The organism is Enterobacter sp. (assembly GCF_977039595.1).
On the sequence record NZ_CDRQYH010000063.1, the window covers coordinates 1 to 20,224 of the forward strand.

Genomic DNA, 20,224 nt, shown 5'->3' on the forward strand with positions numbered 1-20,224 from the left:
TGCCACAACGAGGGCAAAAGACGCCACACCTGCAGGAGAACAAAATGTCATCACTCAGTAAAGAAGCTGCCCTGGTCCATGAAGCCCTGGTTGCGCGCGGTCTTGAAACGCCACTGCGTCCGCCCGTTCAGGATATGGACAATGAAACCCGCAAGCGTCTGATTGCCGGTCATATGACCGATATCATGGAGCTGCTGAATCTCGATCTGAGTGACGACAGTCTGATGGAGACGCCGCACCGCATCGCGAAAATGTACGTCGACGAAATTTTCTCCGGCCTGGATTACGCCAACTTCCCGAAAATCACCGTCATTGAAAACAAGATGAAAGTGGATGAGATGGTAACGGTCCGCGATATCACGCTGACCAGCACCTGCGAACACCATTTCGTGACCATCGACGGTAAAGCGACCGTGGCGTATATCCCCAAAGATACGGTGATTGGCCTGTCGAAGATCAACCGCATCGTGCAGTTCTTTGCCCAGCGTCCGCAGGTGCAGGAGCGTCTGACGCAGCAGATCCTGACTGCGCTGCAAACGCTGCTGGGCACCAATAACGTGGCCGTCTCTATCGACGCGGTTCACTACTGCGTGAAGGCGCGCGGCGTGCGTGATGCGACCAGTGCAACGACCACCACCTCGCTGGGCGGCCTGTTTAAGTCAAGCCAGAATACCCGCCAGGAGTTCCTGCGCGCCGTACGTCATCACAACTAAGTCTTACAGGGCAGGGACCATGGAGCGAAACGTCACGCTCGATTTTGTTCGCGGCGTCGCCATTCTCGGTATCCTGCTGCTTAATATCGCCGCCTTCGGTTTGCCGAAGGCGGCTTATCTCAATCCTGCGTGGTATGGCGACATCACGCGCAGTGATGCCTGGACGTGGGCGATCCTCGATCTCTTTGCGCAGGTCAAATTCCTCACGCTCTTTGCCCTGCTGTTTGGCGCAGGCCTGCAGCTTCTCCTCAAACGCGGTACGCGCTGGATCCAGTCGCGCCTGACGCTGCTGGTTCTCCTCGGCTTTATCCACGGCCTGTTCTTCTGGGACGGCGATATTCTTCTCGCGTATGGGTTAGTCGGGCTCATCTGCTGGCGCCTCATTCGCGATGCGCACAGCGTAAAAAGCCTGTTTAACACCGGCGTGATGCTGTATGTGATGGGGCTTGGCGTCCTGCTATTGCTGGGGATGATCTCCGGCGAGGCGACAAACCGTTCATGGATCCCGGATGCCGCTAACCTGCAGTACGAACAGTTCTGGAAGCTGAAAGGTGGTACGGAAGCGATAAGCAACCGCGCGGATATGCTGGGGGACAACCTCCTTGCGCTGGGCGCGCAATACGGCTGGCAGCTGGCGGGCATGATGCTGATGGGCGCGTCATTGATGCGCACCGGGTGGCTGAAAGGAGAATTCAGCCTGCGTCACTATCGTCGTACCGGCGCCGGTCTGGTGCTGCTTGGCGTGCTGATTAACCTCCCGGCGGTGATTGTGCAGTGGCATATCCACTGGGATTACCGCTGGTGCGCGTTCCTGCTCCAGGTGCCGCGTGAACTGAGCGCGCCGTTCCAGACCATCGGCTACGCGGCGCTGATCTATGGCTTCTGGCCAACGCTTTCCCGCCTGTGGATTGTCAGCGCTATCGCCTGCGTGGGCCGAATGGCGTTGAGCAATTACCTCCTGCAAACGCTCATATGCACCACGCTTTTCTATCGTTTTGGCCTGTTTATGAAATTCGACCGCCTTACGCTGCTGGCGTTTGTTATTCCGGTCTGGGTGGTAAACCTGGCGTTTTCTGTTCTCTGGCTACGCTATTTCCGCCAGGGACCGCTGGAGTGGGTGTGGCGTCAGTTAACCGCATATGCTTCAGGGGTATCATTGAAAAACACATCCAGATAACGATCTGGATCACAATCATTAACAAAACGGATGTAAGCGTTTTCATGAGTGTGAGCTTCTTCACGTAGTCCCCTTTCTCTCGCTGCCAAAATAGCCACCTTGCTAAACACAGGGGGTGTCTGTGAGTTGCTGCAATCCTTTGAAGGATGGTGAATATGATCACCATTCGTGACGTCGCCCGTCAGGCGGGCGTTTCTGTGGCTACCGTCTCACGCGTGCTGAACAATAGCGCGCTGGTCAGCCCTGAAACCCGAGAAACCGTAATGAAAGCCGTGACCCAGCTCGGGTACCGGCCAAATGCCAATGCCCAGGCGCTTGCGACGCAGGTCAGCGACACCATCGGCGTGGTGGTGATGGATGTCTCGGATGCCTTTTTCGGCGCGCTGGTGAAAGCGGTCGACATGGTGGCACAGCAGCATCAGAAATATGTCCTGATCGGTAATAGCTATCATGAAGCGGAAAAAGAGCGTCATGCCATTGAAGTGCTGATCCGCCAGCGCTGTAACGCCCTGATTGTCCATTCAAAAGCCTTGAGCGATGAAGAGCTAACCGGATTGATGGAGCAGATCCCGGGCATGGTGCTGATCAACCGCATTGTCCCCGGCTATGCTCACCGCTGCGTCGGGCTCGATAACGTCAGCGGCGCCATGATGGCCACGAAAATGCTCATCAACAACGGGCATCAGCGGATCGGTTATCTGGCCTCCAGCCATCAGATTGAAGATGACGAACTGCGGCACGAAGGCTGGCAAAATGCCCTGAAAGAGCACGGCATTACGCCATCCGAAAGCTGGGTGGGGACCGGCACGCCGGACATGCAGGGCGGTGAAGCGGCGATGGTGGAGCTGCTGGGCCGCAATCTGCAGCTGTCTGCGGTGTTTGCCTATAACGACAGCATGGCGGCTGGCGCCCTGACGGCACTGAAGGATAACGGCATTGCGGTGCCACAGCATTTATCACTCATTGGTTTTGATGATATCCCGATTGCCCGTTACACCGACCCGCAGCTGACAACGGTGCGCTACCCCATTGCCTCTATGGCGAAACTGGCGACTGAGCTGGCGTTACAGGGAGCGGCAGGGCTGCTGGATCCGGGCGCAACGCACTGTTTCATGCCGACTTTAGTACGTCGCCACTCCGTCGCTGCTCGGCAAATTGTGGTTCCGATCACTAACTGATTAGATCAGGTGATGTAACCGTTTTCAATCTGTGAGTAAATTCACAGTATCTTAACAAGGCGCTGACTATGATGTCAGCGTTTTAGGGGCTGAAACGCTATGTAACAGTGATTATTCACTTTCACTATAGCCAATGTGCCGCAAACAACGAATAAAACGCATTTCTGGAGCGTTACCGAACACGGAAGAGAGAAATTTTATAAGTGAACTTCGGCTGTCAGTAACGTTTTATTAACACCTGCCCGCCGATCGTTATTCACAAGAACTACCCTGCATAAAAAAACCGGAGATACCATGAATAAGAAGGTGTTGACCCTGTCTGCTGTAATGGCAAGCATGCTTTTTGGTGCAGCAGCGCACGCTGCGGATACCCGTATTGGTGTGACCATCTATAAATACGACGACAACTTCATGTCTGTTGTGCGTAAAGCGATTGAGAAAGATGCGAAAGCAGCGCCAGACGTTCAGCTTCTGATGAACGACTCCCAGAATGACCAGTCCAAACAGAACGACCAGATCGACGTTCTGCTGGCGAAAGGCGTGAAAGCCCTAGCCATCAACCTGGTTGACCCGGCTGCAGCAGGCACGGTCATTGAAAAAGCGCGCGGTCAGAACGTGCCGATCGTCTTCTTCAACAAAGAACCTTCCCGTAAGGCGCTGGATAGCTACGACAAAGCGTATTACGTCGGTACTGACTCCAAAGAGTCCGGTATTATTCAGGGCGATTTGATCGCGAAACACTGGGCGGCGAACCCGAACTGGGACCTGAATAAAGACGGTCAGATTCAGTTCGTGCTGCTGAAAGGCGAGCCAGGCCACCCGGATGCTGAAGCGCGTACTACCTACGTTATCAAAGAGCTGAACGACAAAGGCCTGAAAACCCAGCAGCTGGCGTTAGATACCGCGATGTGGGATACCGCTCAGGCGAAAGATAAGATGGACGCGTGGCTTTCCGGCCCTAATGCCAACAAAATCGAAGTCGTTATCGCCAACAACGATGCGATGGCAATGGGTGCGGTAGAAGCGCTGAAAGCACACAACAAATCCTCAATCCCGGTATTCGGCGTGGATGCACTGCCAGAAGCGCTGGCGCTGGTTAAATCCGGTGCGATGGCCGGTACCGTGCTGAACGATGCCAACAACCAGGCGAAAGCCACCTTCGATCTGGCGAAAAACCTCGCCGATGGCAAAGGCGCGGCAGATGGCACCAACTGGAAAATTGACAACAAAATTGTTCGCGTACCTTACGTGGGCGTAGACCAGTCCAACCTGGCTGAGTTTATCGGTAAATAAGTTAGCGGTACTGTCTCCACTGGGCGCAATTCGTTGCGCCCTTTTATAACGCGATATGCGAGGCCAACAAGGTATAATTATGGTCAGCACAACAACTCAGTCATCCGGTGAATACCTGTTGGAAATGAGCGGTATCAACAAGTCATTTCCCGGTGTTAAGGCACTCGATAATGTTAATTTAAAAGTTCGTCCTCACTCTATTCATGCCTTAATGGGGGAGAACGGTGCGGGTAAATCAACATTATTAAAATGTCTTTTTGGGATCTATCAAAAAGATTCTGGCAGCATTCTTTTTCAGGGGAAAGAGATCGATTTCCATTCAGCGAAAGAAGCACTGGAAAACGGTATCTCGATGGTTCACCAGGAATTAAACCTGGTGCTGCAGCGTTCAGTTATGGATAACATGTGGTTGGGACGTTATCCAACCAAAGGTGTCTTTGTCGATCAGGACAAAATGTATCGCGACACCAAGGCGATTTTCGACGAGCTGGATATTGATATCGATCCGCGTGCCCGCGTGGGAACATTATCCGTCTCCCAGATGCAGATGATCGAAATCGCCAAAGCGTTCTCCTATGATGCGAAAATCGTTATCATGGATGAACCGACATCGTCATTAACGGAAAAAGAGGTTAACCACCTTTTTACCATTATTCGTAAGCTAAAAGATCGCGGCTGCGGCATTGTGTACATCTCCCACAAAATGGAAGAGATCTTCCAGCTGTGCGATGAGATCACCATCCTGCGCGACGGTCAGTGGATTGCCACGCAGCCGCTGGAAGGGCTGGACATGGACAAGATCATCGCCATGATGGTCGGCCGTTCCCTGAACCAGCGCTTCCCTGACAAAGAAAACAAGCCGGGTGAAGTGATTCTGGAAGTGCGCAACCTGACCTCGTTACGTCAGCCGTCTATACGCGATGTCTCCTTCGACCTGCATAAAGGTGAAATCCTGGGGATTGCCGGCCTGGTCGGGGCAAAACGTACCGATATCGTGGAAACCCTGTTCGGTATCCGTGAGAAAGCCGAAGGCACTATTACGCTGCACGGTAAGAAAATTAACAACCACAACGCCAACGAAGCTATTAATAATGGTTTCGCGCTGGTGACGGAAGAGCGTCGTTCGACCGGTATTTATGCTTATCTGGATATTAACTTTAACTCGTTAATTTCTAACATTCGCAATTACAAAAACAAAGTCGGGCTGCTGGATAACTCCCGCATGAAAAGCGATACCCAATGGGTGATTGACTCCATGCGCGTGAAAACGCCAGGCCATCGCACCCAAATTGGTTCGCTGTCAGGCGGTAACCAGCAGAAAGTGATTATCGGCCGTTGGTTATTAACCCAGCCAGAAATTCTGATGCTGGATGAACCTACCCGCGGTATTGACGTCGGCGCGAAGTTTGAAATTTATCAGCTGATTGCCGAGCTGGCGAAAAAGAATAAAGGGATCATTATTATTTCTTCCGAAATGCCGGAATTGTTAGGGATCACGGATCGTATTCTGGTTATGAGCAATGGTCTCGTCGCCGGTATTGTTGACACCAAAACGACAACGCAAAACGAAATTTTGCGTCTTGCGTCTTTGCACCTTTAAGATCAGGGGCTCCTCATGAGTGCGTTAAATAAAAAAAGTTTTCTCACTTACCTGAAAGAAGGCGGTATTTACGTTGTTCTTTTAGTCTTGCTGGCAATCATCATTTTCCAGGACCCTACGTTCTTAAGCCTGCTGAACCTGAGTAACATTCTGACCCAGTCCTCCGTGCGTATTATCATTGCGCTGGGCGTGGCGGGCCTGATCGTGACCCAGGGGACGGACCTTTCTGCCGGTCGCCAGGTGGGTCTGGCGGCGGTTATCGCGGCAACCCTGCTGCAGTCGATGGAAAACGCTAACAAGGTCTTCCCGGAAATGGCCACCATGCCGATTTTCGTGGTGATCCTGATTGTCTGCGCCATCGGTGCGGTGATTGGTCTGATCAACGGAATTATCATCGCCTACCTGAACGTGACGCCGTTTATCACCACCCTGGGTACGATGATCATCGTTTACGGTATCAACTCCCTGTACTACGACTTCGTCGGTGCTTCGCCAATCTCGGGCTTTGACAGCGGCTTCTCGACCTTTACGCAAGGGTTTATTGCGCTTGGCAGCTTCCGCCTGTCGTACATCACCTTCTATGCGCTGATTGCGGTGGCCTTCGTCTGGATCCTGTGGAACAAAACGCGCTTCGGCAAAAACATCTTCGCCATCGGCGGTAACCCGGAAGCGGCGAAAGTCTCCGGCGTTAACGTAGCCCTGAACCTGCTCATCATCTATGCCCTGTCCGGCGTGTTCTACGCCTTCGGCGGGATGCTGGAAGCGGGCCGTATCGGCTCTGCTACCAACAACCTCGGCTTCATGTATGAGCTGGATGCGATCGCAGCCTGCGTGGTGGGCGGCGTCTCCTTCAGCGGCGGTGTGGGTACGGTACTGGGCGTGGTGACCGGTGTGATCATTTTCACCGTCATCAACTACGGGTTGACCTATATCGGCGTGAACCCGTACTGGCAGTACATCATCAAGGGCGCCATCATTATCTTCGCGGTTGCGCTGGATTCACTGAAGTACGCCCGTAAGAAGTAATCGTCTCTCTCCATACCCGGCCCGCTCACCGAGCGGGCTTTTTTTATGCTCTATGCCAGATGGGACTCCTCTCGGGTCACAATGCGCTCAAACCAGTCGAGTTCAGAGAGCTTGCAGGCGACCCACTGTTCGGAAAAGGCATCGCCCAGGCTGTCGGTGAGATACTGACAGCGGGCAAAGGCCTCAATCGCCTCCTGCTGGAACAGCGGCAGTTCCGGTTGGTCGTGCTGCGGTTCAGGGAGATCCCCCTCGTCGATATGTTCCAGCCCGTACAGCATGCCGGTCAGGATAGTGGCCGCCACCAGATACGGATTCGCATCGGCCCCGGCCAGCCGGTACTCGATACGACGGTTACTCTCATCCGAGCAGGGAATACGCAGGGCGGCGGAGCGGGTGTTATAGCCCCAGGAGTTAAAGACGGGTTCCGTCAGGCTTTTACGCAGGCGACGAAACGCGTTGACGCCTGGCGCAAGAATGGCGACGGATGCGGGCATCAGCGCCAGCTGGCCCGCGACGCACAAACGTATCATGCTGTTAAGCGCGTTCACCGGGGAAGCAAAGACGTTTTCGCCGTGACGATTGTTCAGGCTGAAATGGAAGTGCAAACCGCTGCCGGCCAGCTGGCTGAAAGGCTTAGCCATAAAGTTGGCCTGCAGACCGTGCTTTTCAGCAACGTAACGGGTCAGGCGACGAAGCGCCAGCACGTTATCGCAGACCTCAACGACGCGATGGCTGTGCTTCAGGTTTAATTCGTACTGTCCGGACTCGGCTTCCGCCACGACCCCTGACAGCGGGATGCGCTGCAGGTGGGCCAGCTGTTCCAGCTCGTCAAACAGCGCCGCATGCGCCGACGAGGTATCCATATGAAAACAGCCCTGATTTTGCGGATCGCGATCGTTATGTCCCGTCAGATAGAACTCAATTTCAGGTGCAATAACCGGGAAGAGGTCGTGCTGGTGGAAGCGGGCCAGTACGTTCTGCAGTATCACGCGCGGCTCAAGCGGGCAGGGGTTATCGTCGCTGTCCTTCATCGTCAGCATGATCTGCGCGGCGTGCTCCGGATCCTGCGGACAGGGGCGCAGGGAGCCGGCGACCGGGACGCACAGCCGGTCGGGTTCATCATAAAGCGGCGCGGCAATTTTTCCTTTCTGATCCATCGAGTAGACGGAAAGGGGAAAATAACAGCCTTTTTCCAGGGGCAGCATGCTCTCTACCGAGAGGCGCTTGCCGCGCATCGTGCCGTTGATATCGTTCAGATAAACGTCAACATGTTTCGTTTGCGGGTAGCGTTCCAGGTAATCGGCCACTTCCACGGCAACGTTGTGCTGCAGGGCGTCAATTTTTTCATCCAGCCAGAGACCAGAATTAAGTGCGCCAGGGAGTGATAAACCGGGAAAGTTAAAGTAGGGGCGGAGACTTTTAAGGAAAAACGTATTCATTATCGAGTTCATAGTCATTCTTCAATGAAGCCGTAGCGGCAGTGAACTCAGCTTAAAAGAGCAGACGTAAAGGGGAGATAAAAAGCGTCAGGCCGGCCGTAAAGAAAGTATAAAGGCGGTCCCGTTATTTCTCTTTTTTTTGCATATCGAGCAGCTGCTCGGGCGTGACGGCCGGGTAACCCTGCGCGTCTTCCGGCACTGCGTGCATCGCCGGAATCGGCACCAGAGGGCCTAAAAAGCGCGGTTCGCGTTTGAAGATATACAGATCGGCCAGGGCACCAAAGCGGGCGCCGAACTCGCGCACGCGCACGCTCATCATATCTTTTGGCGACGGCACCGCGTAGCACTGCGCCTGAATGCCCATATGCAGGGCGATAAACAGCGCGCGCTCGCAGTGGAAGCGCTGGGTGATGATGATGAAGTCGTTGGTGTCGAAGACTTTGCGCGTGCGCACGATGGAGTCCAGGGTGCGGAACCCGGCGTAGTCGAGCACGATATCGGCCGGATCCACGCCCGCGGCAATCAGGTCCTTACGCATCGTCACCGGTTCATTGTAGCTTTGCAGGGCGTTATCGCCGCTCAGCAGCAGGTAGTTCACCTTGCCGCTGTTGTAGGCGTTCAGCGCGCCCTGGATGCGGTAACGATAATACTGATTGATTACGCCTGTGCGGTAATACTTGGCGGTGCCGAGCACCACGCCAACCTGACGATACGGCAGGTCCTGCAGGTCATCAAAGATGTAGGGGGCGGTTTTCCAGCTCATCCAGCGGTCGAGCCCCAGCACGATCAACAGCAGTATGCCGACCAGGACAGACAGGCTGTAAAAAACGCGCTTTAACATGCAGATGGCTCGTACCGAAGGTGAAATTTAACTCAGGCTACTTTACCCGCCTGGTTAGCGCAAGAAACAGCGACTCAACTGAGGGGTTTTTCAGCAAACGGGCGGGCATTTTTGCCCGCCGGAAGGATTACGCCAGCAGTACGCGGTCGATCGTCGTGCAGCCCAGCGCTTTGAGCGTTGCGGCGGTGGCATCCCACTGGATCAGCGGCGCATCGGCAATCTCAGCCAGAATGGCGCGCTGAATGTCCGGATAATCATAGCCGTTCAGGCTCAGCAGGTTAAGCGCGCCCTGCAGCGGTGGCAGGGTTGGGTTAAACGCGGCGTTTTCCGCATAGCTGCCGGTGAAGATTCGGCCATCACGGCACTGCAACGCTACGCCGCTCGGGGACTTGCTGTATGGCGTGTGACTTTTATTCGCCGCGCGAATCGCTGCCTGACTCAGGTCATCGCCGGACAGGGCGTAACCGTGGTCCTGATCGTCCATCAGCAGCGTTTTGATCTCCAGATCTTTCGGACCAAATGCGTCAGGCAGATAATCGCCCAGCGTGTGCGGCGCGCGGCCCGGCAGATTGATGCGCAGCTGCAGCCCGCTGTTCAGCTCGTTCATAAACTGACGGCAGTGGCCGCACGGAGTGTAGTTAACGGTAATGGCGCTCAGCGCTTTTTCACCGCGCAGCCAGGCGTGGCTGATGGCGCTCTGCTCGGCGTGAACCGTTTGCTGCATGGTCGCGCCCAGGAACTCCATGTTGCCGCCGAAGTACCAGGTACCGCTGACGCCGCGCGCAATGGCCCCGACGTTGAAGTGGGAGAGATCGGCCCGCGCGCAGGCGGCAGCCAGGGGTAGCAGTGCGAAAGCCAGCGCGTCTTCGTCCAGTCCCGTTGCCTGTTTCAGCATCGTGACCTGCTCCGCGGTCAGCAGGGCGGGGAAGTGTGCATCTGCCAGAACGGGAGCCAGGGCTGACTGCAAATTCTCTGCAAGCTGGGCGAAAGCAGCTTGAAAACGTGGGTGCATGGCGTTTGCCTCATAAAGGTTAATGGATCGGTAGTTTACGGAGCCGCCAGGGCTTTATATGTGATCCACTTCTCATTATGTATGCAACTTATGAAAGCAAAATGAAATTTGCGCGACGCATCGCAAATTTTAGCCCATCACCGCCAGAATCAGCGGGAAAATGAACGGGGCCAGCAGGGAGGTGATAATTCCGCAGATCACCAGCGCCAGCGAGCTAAACGCCCCTTCCTGATAATCCAGCTCCGCGCAGCGGGCAGTGCCCAGGGCGTGGGAAGCTGTCCCCATCGACAGACCTCGTGCCGCTTTAGTATGAATGCGCATCCCGTTCAGCAGGCTGTGGCCAAACACCGCGCCGAGAATACCGACGAAAATGACGCACATCGCGCTAATGGCCGGGATCCCGCCGAGGCTACCCCCAACCGCCATCGCGATAGGCGTGGTCACAGATTTAGGCAGAATAGAGGCGGCAATCTGCGGCGAGGCCCCCATCAACAGCGCCACCGACGTACCGGTGATCATCGCCACCAGGCTGCCGACAAAGCAGATGGTAATGATGGATTTCCAGCGGGCGCGGATCTGGTGCAGCTGCTCGTATAAAGGAAAGGCGAGCGCCACAACGGCGGGCTGCAGCAGGTCGTTTAAAATTTTGCTGCCGGCAAAGTAGCGTTCGTAAGAAATGCCGGTGAGCAGCAGGAACGGAATAATCACCACCATTGCCACCAGCAGCGGGTTCAGCAACGGCATTTTAAAACGTGCGGCAAGCTTGCGCGCGGCAAAGAACACCGCCAGGGTTAACGGCAGCGACCACCAGATATTGGCCATCATTTTTTTGTTTTCTCCCCGACCACGTTACGTTCGCCATGCACCAGATGCGAACTCCAGCTCACCACCAGGAAAACCACCAGCGTACTCACCGAGCAGGAGACAACAATCGGGCCGAACTGGGCCTTGAGCAAATCAAAATACTGCATGACCCCGACGCCGATAGGCACGAAAAGCAGCGCCATATAGCGAATGAGGACGAAGCAGCCGGGATTGACCCACTTTGCAGGCAGGATTTGCAGCGCCAGCAACACAAAGAGGATCAGCATGCCGATAATGCTGCCGGGAATGGTGATGGGCAGCAGCGACGCGATGAAAATCCCGGCATACAGACAGGCGTAAATCAGGACGAATGCGCGCAGATATTGCCAGATAATGTTCAATGTTTTGCTCATGGTGATAGTCCTTGCTGAAACGCATTCATCATACAATTAAACTTAAAAATGTGCCACGGATCACATCATGAATTTTGAGCATACCAGACATTCCGGAATGGAACGTCCGGTATCATCTTACTGGTGCAGGCAATAGTTTAGAGGAAAGGAATTGCACTGGCGAAGTAACGCGCCAGAGAAGGCATCAGCGTCAGGCGGTCAGTTTATCGAGAAAAGAAAACAGCACCTGGTTCATTTCGCGATAATCATGCGAGCGGAGTTTTTCCGCCGTTTCGACAAAACGGAATTCACCCGCGCGGCGGAGGTCACTCTGCGAATGCTCAATCAGCAACTCTACCACCTCCGGCGTCAGCTCCATATGGCACTGGAAACCGTAAACCCGTTCGCTGTATTGCACGATCTGGCGGGGACAGCCCTCGCTGTAAGCGAGCACCTTAGCCTGTGGCGTCAACCCAGGCATATCGTTATGCCAGTGACCGACGTTCAATTCGTGGCCAAAATCCGCAAACAGCGGGTTCGCCTTGCCTGCATCGGTGAGCCTGACGGGAAATTTGCCGATCTCTTTTTCCGGGCTATGGCTAAACGCTGCCCCCAGCGCTTCGCCGATAAGCTGCGAGCCAAGACAAACGCCTATCACCGTTTTACCTGCCTCTATCGCGCGGCTGATGAGTGCCTTCTCCGCCTGTGCATCGAACCAGGGGCATTCCTCAGGCGTGGTAGCGGGGGACTGCGGGCCTCCCATGATGATAAGCAGGTCCGTGGTCCCCGGCTCCTCGGGTAAAGGATCGCCCTGATAAACTCTGGTGTAGCTCAGAGTATGGCCGCGGCTTTTACCCCAGATTTCATAGGCGCCCGGCGCTTCGAAATGTTCATGAATGATAAAATGAATGTGCATTGCGTCTCTCTCCGGTTACGTGTACAAGCAGTATCATAAGTGGAAGGGAGGAATGTGAAATGCCAACCGTTATCGATAAAACGCCAATTCATGACGATGACATCGGATGGTCCAGAGGGGCTATTAGCTATACGCGCGGCGAAGTGGATCCGCCTCACCAGCATTCACAGGGACAGCTTTTGTTTGCCATCAAAGGGGTGATGCTGGTCGAAACCGGCAATAAGCGTTGGGTCATACCGCCGCAGCGCGCGCTGTGGATCCCTCCCTTTCAGGAACACACCTATAGCGTGTTATCCGCAACGGAGCTCCGCGCGGTCTGGTTTAGCCCCACGCTGATATCGCAATGCGGATCTTTTAAACGGAAAGAAGAGGTTCACGTCATTATGGCAACAGCGTTGTTCAAAGAGCTGATTGCCGGGCTGTTCAGCGCGGAATACCGGCCAGCCAGTCAGCGCAGCATGGCCGTTTTGCTGCTCGATATTCTCAGTGAAGCTCAGCAAATCTCGGCCGAATTACCGATGCCCGTGGATGAGCGCTTACATCGCGTTGCCTGTGACATCATTGCCAGCAATCTCTGGGATGTTTCTATGGAAAGGCTGGCGGAACAGGCCGCTATGTCTGAACGCACATTCTCACGCGCGTTTATCAAAGATACCGGCTTTAGCTTCCGGGCCTGGCGACAGCGCGCAAGGATCTGTGCCTCGCTGGACCTGCTCGCCAACGGATACCCGGTTAAGCAGGTGGCCTGGATGCTGGGGTTTTCAGGGCAGGCGGCATTTGCGGCGGCGTTTCGCGCCGTTGTCGGGGCAACTCCGGCTGACTTTCTCCCTGAACAGAAGCGCTTCCCAGCGATATAGAGAGCGGCTACTATAGCGCGTCTTTTTTCACAGGTACTGCTATGCGTGTTTTACTGGCCCCAATGGAAGGCGTGCTCGACTCCCTCGTGCGCGAGCTTCTGACCGAGGTGAACGACTACGATCTCTGCGTGACGGAATTTCTGCGCGTGGTCGATATGCTGTTGCCGGTAAAATCCTTCTACCGTCTATGCCCCGAGCTGCACAACCAGAGCCGGACCTCTTCCGGTACGCTGGTGCGTATTCAACTGCTCGGCCAGTATCCTGAATGGCTGGCGGAAAACGCCGCCCGCGCGGTTGAGCTGGGCTCTTACGGGGTGGATCTCAACTGCGGCTGTCCGTCGAAGCTGGTGAACGGCAGCGGCGGCGGGGCGACCTTGCTGAAAGATCCTGAGCTGATTTATCGCGGCGCGAAAGCCATGCGTGAGGCAGTGCCCGCGCATTTGCCGGTGACGGTTAAGGTGCGCCTGGGATGGGACAGCGACGCGCGGCAGTTTGAAATCGCCGATGCGGTGCAGCAGGCCGGAGCCACCGAGCTGGTGGTGCATGGCCGCACCAAAGAAGACGGCTACAAAGCCGAGCGCATAAACTGGCATGCGATCGGCGAGATCCGCAAACGCCTCTCTATTCCGGTGATCGCTAACGGCGAAATCTGGGACTACGAGAGCGCGCAGGCCTGTCTGCAGGCCACCGGCTGCGATGCGGTAATGATCGGTCGCGGCGCCCTGAACGTCCCTAACCTCAGCCGGGTGGTGAAATATAACGAACCGCGAATGCCGTGGGCAGACGTCGTCACGCTGCTGCAAAAATACAGCCGTCTGGAAAAGCAGGGCGATACCGGTTTGTATCACGTCGCGCGAATTAAGCAGTGGCTGAGTTATTTACGCAAAGAGTACGATGAAGCGCTGGGGTTATTTCAGGAGATTCGTACTTTACAGACGTCGGCTGATATTGCCCGGGTAATTCAGTCGAAATAATAAGCGTTAAATTGCTCACACTTTTTTAAAACAGAAAACAGTTCAGGTTTTCAACGTGGCGCGACGGTGTTAAGGTGCCACTGTTTTCAACGCAGGATTGTTACTGGTTAACAGGCAAAACCTAAGCGTTTCACAGCATTTTCGCTGTGGAGCGCTTAGGTTTTTTTTTGCCTGTCGTTTACGCAGGAGAGACATTTGGCTTAGCGCTTTTTAATGATTTTAAAAAATGAATTATCGACAGGAAATAGAAAAACTTCCTGCGGCCGGTTACGCACTCAATACTCAATCACAGGTTGTTATTATGGCATATAAAAATAAACTCTATGTGTTCGCCTTATTGGCGATATCCCCGCTGTCGATGGCGCAAGACTGGAACGGAACGGTATTAGGGTTTGAAGCTCCGCCGGAGCCTGTTCTGGGCGAAATGCTCGGCATACGTAAAATCCTTAACGATAACGGTTTTACCTATAACCTCGGATACCTGAATGAAATTGGCTGGAACGGCGGTGGCGGATATAACCACGACTCCCACGTGGCCTATATTGACCAGTTCGCGCTGACCTTCAACCAGGACCTGGAGCGCTGGACCGGTATCCCGGACGCGCGTATCGAGGGAAACATCGTTAACCGCAACCACAATGACGATCTCACCACCAAACGCGTGCAGGATCCGCGCGTCAACTTTAACGATTTGACCCAGGAGAGCTGGGGCGGGCAATCCATTACCCGTCTGGGCTGGCTGACCTTTGCCCGCAGCTTTGACGACCGGCGTCTGACCTGGCGCATAGGGATGATGAACAAGGTGCAGACCTTCGATCAAATTATCCCCTGTGATTTCCAGCTGCTGTCCCAGTGCGGTGGAAAGTCCGCCAACTCACTGACCTGGAACAACTGGAACGTGCACACCTGGGGCACCACGCTTGCCTATCAATTAACGCCGACGCTGACCTTAAAAGGCGGCGTGATGGAGCAGAATCCGCAGGCCGCCAGTCGCAGCCACGCCTGGAGCTGGTCGACGAAGGGCAGCAAAGGGGTACTACTGCCGGTTGAAATCGAAGCGCGTCCGCTGATTAACGGTCTGCCGGGCGCGTACAACCTGGGCGTGGTGTTTACCAACGCGCCGCAAACCGATCTCTATCGCGGCAAATCCGGTGGGCCGGGCGCGACGGATCCAAACGGATTTGATACCCACAGCCGGACCTGGTTTATGTACGCCGGTCTGAACCAGCAGCTAACGCAGCATCAGGGTGACCCAAATCGCGGGTTGAGCACCTCGTTCAGCATGAGCCTTGCGGATCAGAGCACTAACTACATGCATCAGGTTTATGCCGCCTCGCTGCGCTACCGCGGGCTGTTTGACGCCCGTCCGGAAGACTGGATTGGCTTTGGCTTAACCTGGATTGATATGAGCAGCCAGTACGCCCGCAATCAGCGTTATCTGAACAGCCTGAGCGGCGTTAGCGATTACAACAATCCTGCATATCACCCGGTGCCGGGCCATTCCCTGAACGGCGAGTTTTACTACCGTTTTCGTCCGGCGTCATGGCTAGAACTGCAGCCGGGCATTCAGTACTGGCACCATCCCGGTGGGGTCAGCCGCACCCAGGATGCCTGGGTCACCGAGCTGAAAACGGTGGTGACCTTCTAATATCACCGTAGCAAGTTCGATCCGCGTCACGTTTCTGACGCGTGACGCATTGAGGCTACGAATGAAACTGATAGAGTGCCAGAACTGGATTGTTACTGCTTAGGCAGGCAAAACCTGATTTTCTGGCATCTGCCGGAGGTCAGGTTTTTTTGTTTCTGGGGTTCCGATGAAAATCGCCAAGATACTCAATAATAACGTGGTGGTTGTTCAGGATGAGCGCGGGCGTGAACAGGTGGTGATGGGCCGTGGGCTGGCCTTTCAGAAGCGCGTCGGTGAAGCGCTGGATACCGCGTTGGTTGAAAAGGTGTTTGCGTTACAAAGCGATGAACTGGTGCGTCGGCTCGGAGAGCTGCTGAGTCAAATTCCGCTGGAGGTGATGACCACCTGCGACCGCATCATCGGGCTGGCGGCGCAGCGGCTGGGCAAGCTGCAGGAGAGCTTGTATATCACCCTCACCGATCACTGCTACTTTGCTATTGAGCGGCAGAAGAACGGGCTGGCCATCAAAAACGTGCTGCTGTGGGATATTAAACGGCTGTATCCGAAGGAGTTCGAGTTAGGGCAGGAGGCGCGGGCCATTATCGCCAGACGCCTGAACGTCGAACTGGAGGAGGATGAGGCCGGTTTTATCGCGCTGCATCTGGTCACCGCGCAGCTGAACAGCGAAATGCCGGAGGTGATGCACGTGACGCGGGTGATGCAGGAGATCCTCCAGCTGGTGAAGTATCAGCTGCAGCTTGAGTATGACGAAGAGTCGCTCAGCTATCAGCGTTTTGTCACCCACCTGAAGTTTTTTGCCCAGCGGATGCTCTCCCGCACCGTGGTGGAAGATGACGATGTCTCGCTGCATACGGCAGTAAAAGACAACTACGCGAAAGCGTGGAAATGCGCCGAGAAAATCGCCCAGCACCTGAACAAAAGCTATCAGCGTGAGCTGACGACCGAAGAAATTATGTTCCTCGCCATTCATATCGAGCGGGTGAGAAAAGAGGGGCGTTAAGCCTCAAAACAGGATTGTTACTGCATCACGCAGGCAAAACCTGAGCGCGGCCTTCGTCAGAAGGCCGTTCTCGGGTTTTTTTATTTTTGTACTCAGTCAACAGGTGCCTGCGGGCATCGGATGTAAGGAAATCGAGATGGAATACCAGGCTTTAGCGAAGGATATTCTCGGCCACGTTGGCGGAAAAGAGAACATCGTCAGTCTCGTACACTGTGCGACCCGGCTTCGCTTCAAACTTAAAGATAATCAACGCGCCGATGCGGAAGGGCTCAAGAAAAATCCGGGCGTGATCATGGTGGTCGAAAGCGGCGGCCAGTTTCAGGTGGTGATTGGCAACCACGTTCACGACGTCTGGCAGGCGGTGCGCAATGAAGCAGGCCTTACCGACGACGCGCCCGTCGCGGAAGAGAAGGGTGAAAAGGGTAACCTGTTGGGCCGTCTGATTGACATCGTCTCCGGCATCTTTACCCCGTTTATCGGCATTCTGGCCGCGTCCGGTATTCTGAAGGGGCTGCTGGCGCTGGCCGTGGTGTGCGGCTGGCTCACGACCGGGAGCGGCACGTATAAAATCTGGTTTGCTGCCAGCGACGCGCTGTTCTTCTTCTTCCCGCTGGTGCTGGGCTATACCGCCGGGAAAAAGTTCGGCGGAAACCCATTCATTACCATGGTGATCGGCGGGGCGCTCACCCATCCGGTAATGATTGCGGCGTTTAACGCCAGCCAGCAGCCGGGCGCGGTGTCGGAAGCCTTTTTGGGCATTCCCGTCACCTGGTTCAACTACAGCTCGTCGGTGATCCCGATTATTCTCGCCGCGTGGGTGAGCTGCTGGCTTGAAAAACAAAGCACCAGGCTGCTGCCTTCCTCGATGAAAAACTTCTTCGCGCCGCTGATCTGTCTGGGCGTGACCGTGCCGCTGACTTTCCTCGTTATCGGGCCGCTGGCGACCTGGCTGAGCCAGCTGCTGGCGAACGGCTATCAGAGTATTTACGTTCTGGCGCCGTGGCTGGCGGGTGCGGCGATGGGCGCGCTATGGCAGGTCTGCGTTATTTTTGGCCTGCACTGGGGGCTGGTGCCGCTGATGATTAACAACCTGGCGGTGCTGGGGCATGACTCCATGCTGCCCATGCTCTTGCCCGCTGTGTTTGGTCAGGTGGGGGCGGCGCTGGGGATTTTCCTGCGCACCCGCGATGCGCGTCAGAAAATGCTGGCCGGTTCATCCGTGACGGCAGGTATTTTCGGTATCACCGAACCCGCAGTGTATGGCGTAAACCTGCCGCTGCGCCGTCCGTTTATTTTCGGCTGCGTGGCGGGGGCTATCGGCGGGGCGATTGTCGGCTTTAGTGACACCCACGTTTACTCTTTCGGCTTCGCCAATATCTTTACCATCGCCCAGATGATCCCGCCGGGCGGCGTGGACGCCACGCTGTGGGGCGGCATTATCGGTACGGTGGTGGCGCTGGTGTTGAGCTGCGGCCTGACGCTGGTCGCCGGTATGCCAGGAAACACCGCGCCAGAAGGGGTGGTCACCGCGGGCGAAAACGATGTGCTGGCACCGATGACCGGTACCGTTCTTGCGCTCGACCAGGTGCCGGATACCACCTTTGCCAGCGGCCTGCTGGGCAGCGGTGCCGCGATTATTCCCTCCGATAACAAAGTGGTTGCCCCGTTTGCCGGCGTGGTGGCCTCTCTTTTCCAGACCAAACACGCCATCGGCCTGCTTAGCGACAGCGGGATTGAAGTGTTAATCCACGTGGGGATCGACACCGTGAAGCTCGACGGCAGGCCGTTTACCGCCCACGTGAAGGTGGGTGACAAGGTGCAGCCCGGCGATCTGCTGCTGGAGTTTGACCGACAGGCGATTATCGATGCCGGATACGACCTGGCGACCCCGATTATTATCAGTAACAGCGATGAGTATCGCGACGTGGTGACCGTGGCGGCAACGTCCGTCATTGCCGGTGCGCCGTTACTCAGCGTAAGCCATCAATAACAGGAGAACGTGATGAATACTTTCCCGGACGATTTTTTATGGGGCGGCGCGGTTGCCGCGAATCAGGTAGAGGGCGCGTATCTGGAAGAGGGAAAAGGGCTGTCCACCTCAGACGTTCAGCCGCGCGGTGTCTTTGGCCCGGTGGTTGAGCGCGTGGCGGGTGACAGCGGCATCAAGGATGTTGCCATCGACTTCTATCATCGCTATCCGGAAGACATCAAACTGTTCGCTGAGATGGGCTTTAGCTGCCTGCGCGTCTCCATTGCCTGGACCCGCATTTTTCCGAACGGCGATGAGCAGCAGCCTAACGAGGCGGGGCTGGCGTTTTACGACCGGCTGTTTGACGAGCTTGCTGCGCACAACATTACCCCGCTGGTGACGCTGTCGCATTACGAAATGCCGTGGGGGCTGGTGAAGCAGTACGGCGGGTGGGGCAGCCGCCAGACTATCGGCTTCTTTGAACGCTATGCCCGTACCGTGTTCGTGCGCTACAAAGAGAAGGTGAAGCTTTGGCTGACCTTCAACGAGATCAATATGTCTCTCCACGCGCCGATGACCGGCGTGGGCCTGCCGGAAACCAGCAGCAAAGGTGAAGTGTATCAGGCAATCCACCACCAGCTGGTGGCCAGCGCGCTGGCGGTGAAGGCCTGCCACGAGATCGTTCCTGATGCCAGAATTGGCAACATGCTGCTGGGCGGCCTGATGTATCCGCTGACCTGCAAGCCGGAAGATGTTCTGAAGACGCTGCAGGAAAACCGCACCTGGCAGTTCTTTGGCGACGTGCAGTGCCGCGGCGCCTACCCGGGGTATATGCAGCGCTTCTTCCGCGACAGCGGTATTCAGCTTGAGGTCACGGACGCCGACCGCGAAGCGCTGAAATCGACCGTCGATTTTATCTCCTTCAGCTACTACATGACGGGCTGCGTTACCGCGGATGAAGCTCTCAACCAGCAGGCGCGCGGCAACATCCTGAGCATGGTGCCAAACCCGCATCTGGCAAGTTCCGAATGGGGCTGGCAGATTGACCCCATCGGCCTGCGTACCCTGTTAAACGTGCTCTGGGATCGCTATCAGAAGCCGTTGTTTATCGTGGAAAATGGCCTCGGGGCGAAGGATAAACCGGATGCGGACGGCGTGGTGCAGGATGACTATCGCATCAGCTACCTTAACGACCATCTGGTACAGGTGCGTGAGGCCATTGACGACGGCGTTGAGGTGATGGGATATACCAGCTGGGGGCCAATCGATCGGCTTTGTTGAATAAATCAGATTTCGGGTAAGTCTCCCCCGTAGCGGGTTGTGTTTTCAGGCAATACGCACGCTTTCAGGCATACCTGCTTTCGTCATTTTGTTCAGCGCTCGTA

General features: G+C 55.5%; 16 protein-coding genes and 2 pseudogenes. 12 read left to right on the forward strand and 6 right to left on the reverse strand.

What is annotated here, in order from left to right; translation table 11 throughout:
- Positions 1 to 44 precede the first annotated feature (44 nt).
- The 6 genes from folE (at position 45) to mglC (ending at position 6,987) form a co-directional block, all read left to right on the forward strand.
- Positions 45 to 713 (forward strand): GTP cyclohydrolase I FolE, encoded by a 669-nt coding sequence (folE, locus tag ACWYRJ_RS16485; protein WP_025756263.1) that lies wholly within the window; start codon positions 45 to 47, stop codon positions 711 to 713.
- A gap of 19 nt (positions 714 to 732) precedes the next feature.
- Positions 733 to 1,890, forward strand: a complete 1,158-nt coding sequence (gene yeiB / locus ACWYRJ_RS16490) for a DUF418 domain-containing protein YeiB (RefSeq protein ID WP_136195430.1) — start codon at positions 733 to 735, stop codon at positions 1,888 to 1,890.
- 155 nt (positions 1,891 to 2,045) lie between these two features.
- Positions 2,046 to 3,068 (forward strand): HTH-type transcriptional regulator GalS, encoded by a 1,023-nt coding sequence (gene galS / locus ACWYRJ_RS16495; protein WP_149366476.1) that lies wholly within the window; start codon positions 2,046 to 2,048, stop codon positions 3,066 to 3,068.
- Between the two features lie 294 nt (positions 3,069 to 3,362).
- A complete protein-coding gene (gene mglB / locus ACWYRJ_RS16500) occupies positions 3,363 to 4,361 on the forward strand; it encodes a galactose/glucose ABC transporter substrate-binding protein MglB (protein WP_008500923.1) in 999 nt (332 codons plus the stop codon).
- A 79-nt stretch (positions 4,362 to 4,440) separates the two neighbouring features.
- Positions 4,441 to 5,961: a galactose/methyl galactoside ABC transporter ATP-binding protein MglA gene (gene mglA, locus ACWYRJ_RS16505; RefSeq protein WP_008500922.1), complete on the forward strand. Its 1,521-nt coding sequence runs from the start codon at positions 4,441 to 4,443 to the stop codon at positions 5,959 to 5,961.
- 15 nt (positions 5,962 to 5,976) lie between these two features.
- Positions 5,977 to 6,987 (forward strand): galactose/methyl galactoside ABC transporter permease MglC, encoded by a 1,011-nt coding sequence (gene mglC / locus ACWYRJ_RS16510; RefSeq protein ID WP_008500921.1) that lies wholly within the window; start codon positions 5,977 to 5,979, stop codon positions 6,985 to 6,987.
- 50 nt (positions 6,988 to 7,037) lie between these two features.
- On the opposite strand, the gene ACWYRJ_RS16515 is transcribed toward mglC, so the two are convergent.
- From ACWYRJ_RS16515 to ACWYRJ_RS16540, 6 genes are all read right to left on the reverse strand, one after another.
- Entirely contained in the window at positions 7,038 to 8,426 is a 1,389-nt protein-coding gene (locus tag ACWYRJ_RS16515; RefSeq protein WP_455508285.1) for a glutamine synthetase family protein, read from the reverse strand.
- A 124-nt stretch (positions 8,427 to 8,550) separates the two neighbouring features.
- A complete protein-coding gene (gene sanA, locus ACWYRJ_RS16520; RefSeq protein ID WP_455508286.1) occupies positions 8,551 to 9,267 on the reverse strand; it encodes an outer membrane permeability protein SanA in 717 nt (238 codons plus the stop codon).
- 127 nt (positions 9,268 to 9,394) lie between these two features.
- Complete coding sequence (cdd, locus tag ACWYRJ_RS16525; RefSeq protein WP_133294814.1) at positions 9,395 to 10,279, reverse strand: cytidine deaminase; 885 nt, start codon at positions 10,277 to 10,279, stop codon at positions 9,395 to 9,397.
- 129 nt (positions 10,280 to 10,408) lie between these two features.
- A complete protein-coding gene (locus ACWYRJ_RS16530; protein WP_223579954.1) occupies positions 10,409 to 11,104 on the reverse strand; it encodes a CidB/LrgB family autolysis modulator in 696 nt (231 codons plus the stop codon).
- On the reverse strand, positions 11,101 to 11,496 hold the full coding sequence (locus tag ACWYRJ_RS16535) for a CidA/LrgA family protein (RefSeq protein WP_455508287.1): 396 nt from the start codon (positions 11,494 to 11,496) through the stop codon (positions 11,101 to 11,103). Before ACWYRJ_RS16535 ends, ACWYRJ_RS16530 begins: the two co-directional genes overlap by 4 nt.
- Before the next feature lie 190 nt (positions 11,497 to 11,686).
- Positions 11,687 to 12,391, reverse strand: coding sequence for a type 1 glutamine amidotransferase (locus ACWYRJ_RS16540; RefSeq protein ID WP_455508288.1), 705 nt, complete (start codon positions 12,389 to 12,391; stop codon positions 11,687 to 11,689).
- A 59-nt stretch (positions 12,392 to 12,450) separates the two neighbouring features.
- On the opposite strand from ACWYRJ_RS16540, the gene ACWYRJ_RS16545 reads away from it, so the two are divergent.
- The 6 genes and pseudogenes from ACWYRJ_RS16545 to ACWYRJ_RS16570 form a co-directional block, all read left to right on the forward strand.
- Positions 12,451 to 13,248, forward strand: a complete 798-nt coding sequence (locus ACWYRJ_RS16545; protein ID WP_149366479.1) for an AraC family transcriptional regulator — start codon at positions 12,451 to 12,453, stop codon at positions 13,246 to 13,248.
- A gap of 41 nt (positions 13,249 to 13,289) precedes the next feature.
- Positions 13,290 to 14,222, forward strand: coding sequence for a tRNA dihydrouridine(16) synthase DusC (gene dusC, locus ACWYRJ_RS16550; RefSeq protein ID WP_133294811.1), 933 nt, complete (start codon positions 13,290 to 13,292; stop codon positions 14,220 to 14,222).
- Positions 14,223 to 14,580: 358 nt separating this feature from the next.
- Positions 14,581 to 15,870 (forward strand): carbohydrate porin, encoded by a 1,290-nt coding sequence (locus ACWYRJ_RS16555; RefSeq protein ID WP_455508290.1) that lies wholly within the window; start codon positions 14,581 to 14,583, stop codon positions 15,868 to 15,870.
- A 166-nt stretch (positions 15,871 to 16,036) separates the two neighbouring features.
- A complete protein-coding gene (gene licT, locus ACWYRJ_RS16560) occupies positions 16,037 to 16,870 on the forward strand; it encodes a BglG family transcription antiterminator LicT (RefSeq protein ID WP_455508289.1) in 834 nt (277 codons plus the stop codon).
- A gap of 24 nt (positions 16,871 to 16,894) precedes the next feature.
- Positions 16,895 to 18,860: pseudogene (bglF, locus tag ACWYRJ_RS16565) on the forward strand (PTS beta-glucoside transporter subunit IIABC).
- A gap of 12 nt (positions 18,861 to 18,872) precedes the next feature.
- Positions 18,873 to 20,108: pseudogene (locus ACWYRJ_RS16570) on the forward strand (glycoside hydrolase family 1 protein); the annotation flags it as partial.
- Between the last annotated feature and the right edge of the window lie 116 nt (positions 20,109 to 20,224).

What these genes read in the sequence shown, in the direction of transcription:
- folE (WP_025756263.1), top strand. Translation starts at nt 45, where the DNA reads ATGTCATCACTCAGTAAAGAAGCTGCCCTGGTCCATGAAGCCCTGGTT.
- yeiB (WP_136195430.1), top strand. Translation starts at nt 733, where the DNA reads ATGGAGCGAAACGTCACGCTCGATTTTGTTCGCGGCGTCGCCATTCTC.
- galS (WP_149366476.1), top strand. Translation starts at nt 2,046, where the DNA reads ATGATCACCATTCGTGACGTCGCCCGTCAGGCGGGCGTTTCTGTGGCT.
- mglB (WP_008500923.1), top strand. Translation starts at nt 3,363, where the DNA reads ATGAATAAGAAGGTGTTGACCCTGTCTGCTGTAATGGCAAGCATGCTT.
- mglA (WP_008500922.1), top strand. Translation starts at nt 4,441, where the DNA reads ATGGTCAGCACAACAACTCAGTCATCCGGTGAATACCTGTTGGAAATG.
- mglC (WP_008500921.1), top strand. Translation starts at nt 5,977, where the DNA reads ATGAGTGCGTTAAATAAAAAAAGTTTTCTCACTTACCTGAAAGAAGGC.
- ACWYRJ_RS16515 (WP_455508285.1), bottom strand. Translation starts at nt 8,426, where the DNA reads ATGAATACGTTTTTCCTTAAAAGTCTCCGCCCCTACTTTAACTTTCCC.
- sanA (WP_455508286.1), bottom strand. Translation starts at nt 9,267, where the DNA reads ATGTTAAAGCGCGTTTTTTACAGCCTGTCTGTCCTGGTCGGCATACTG.
- cdd (WP_133294814.1), bottom strand. Translation starts at nt 10,279, where the DNA reads ATGCACCCACGTTTTCAAGCTGCTTTCGCCCAGCTTGCAGAGAATTTG.
- ACWYRJ_RS16530 (WP_223579954.1), bottom strand. Translation starts at nt 11,104, where the DNA reads ATGATGGCCAATATCTGGTGGTCGCTGCCGTTAACCCTGGCGGTGTTC.
- ACWYRJ_RS16535 (WP_455508287.1), bottom strand. Translation starts at nt 11,496, where the DNA reads ATGAGCAAAACATTGAACATTATCTGGCAATATCTGCGCGCATTCGTC.
- ACWYRJ_RS16540 (WP_455508288.1), bottom strand. Translation starts at nt 12,391, where the DNA reads ATGCACATTCATTTTATCATTCATGAACATTTCGAAGCGCCGGGCGCC.
- ACWYRJ_RS16545 (WP_149366479.1), top strand. Translation starts at nt 12,451, where the DNA reads ATGCCAACCGTTATCGATAAAACGCCAATTCATGACGATGACATCGGA.
- dusC (WP_133294811.1), top strand. Translation starts at nt 13,290, where the DNA reads ATGCGTGTTTTACTGGCCCCAATGGAAGGCGTGCTCGACTCCCTCGTG.
- ACWYRJ_RS16555 (WP_455508290.1), top strand. Translation starts at nt 14,581, where the DNA reads ATGGCGCAAGACTGGAACGGAACGGTATTAGGGTTTGAAGCTCCGCCG.
- licT (WP_455508289.1), top strand. Translation starts at nt 16,037, where the DNA reads ATGAAAATCGCCAAGATACTCAATAATAACGTGGTGGTTGTTCAGGAT.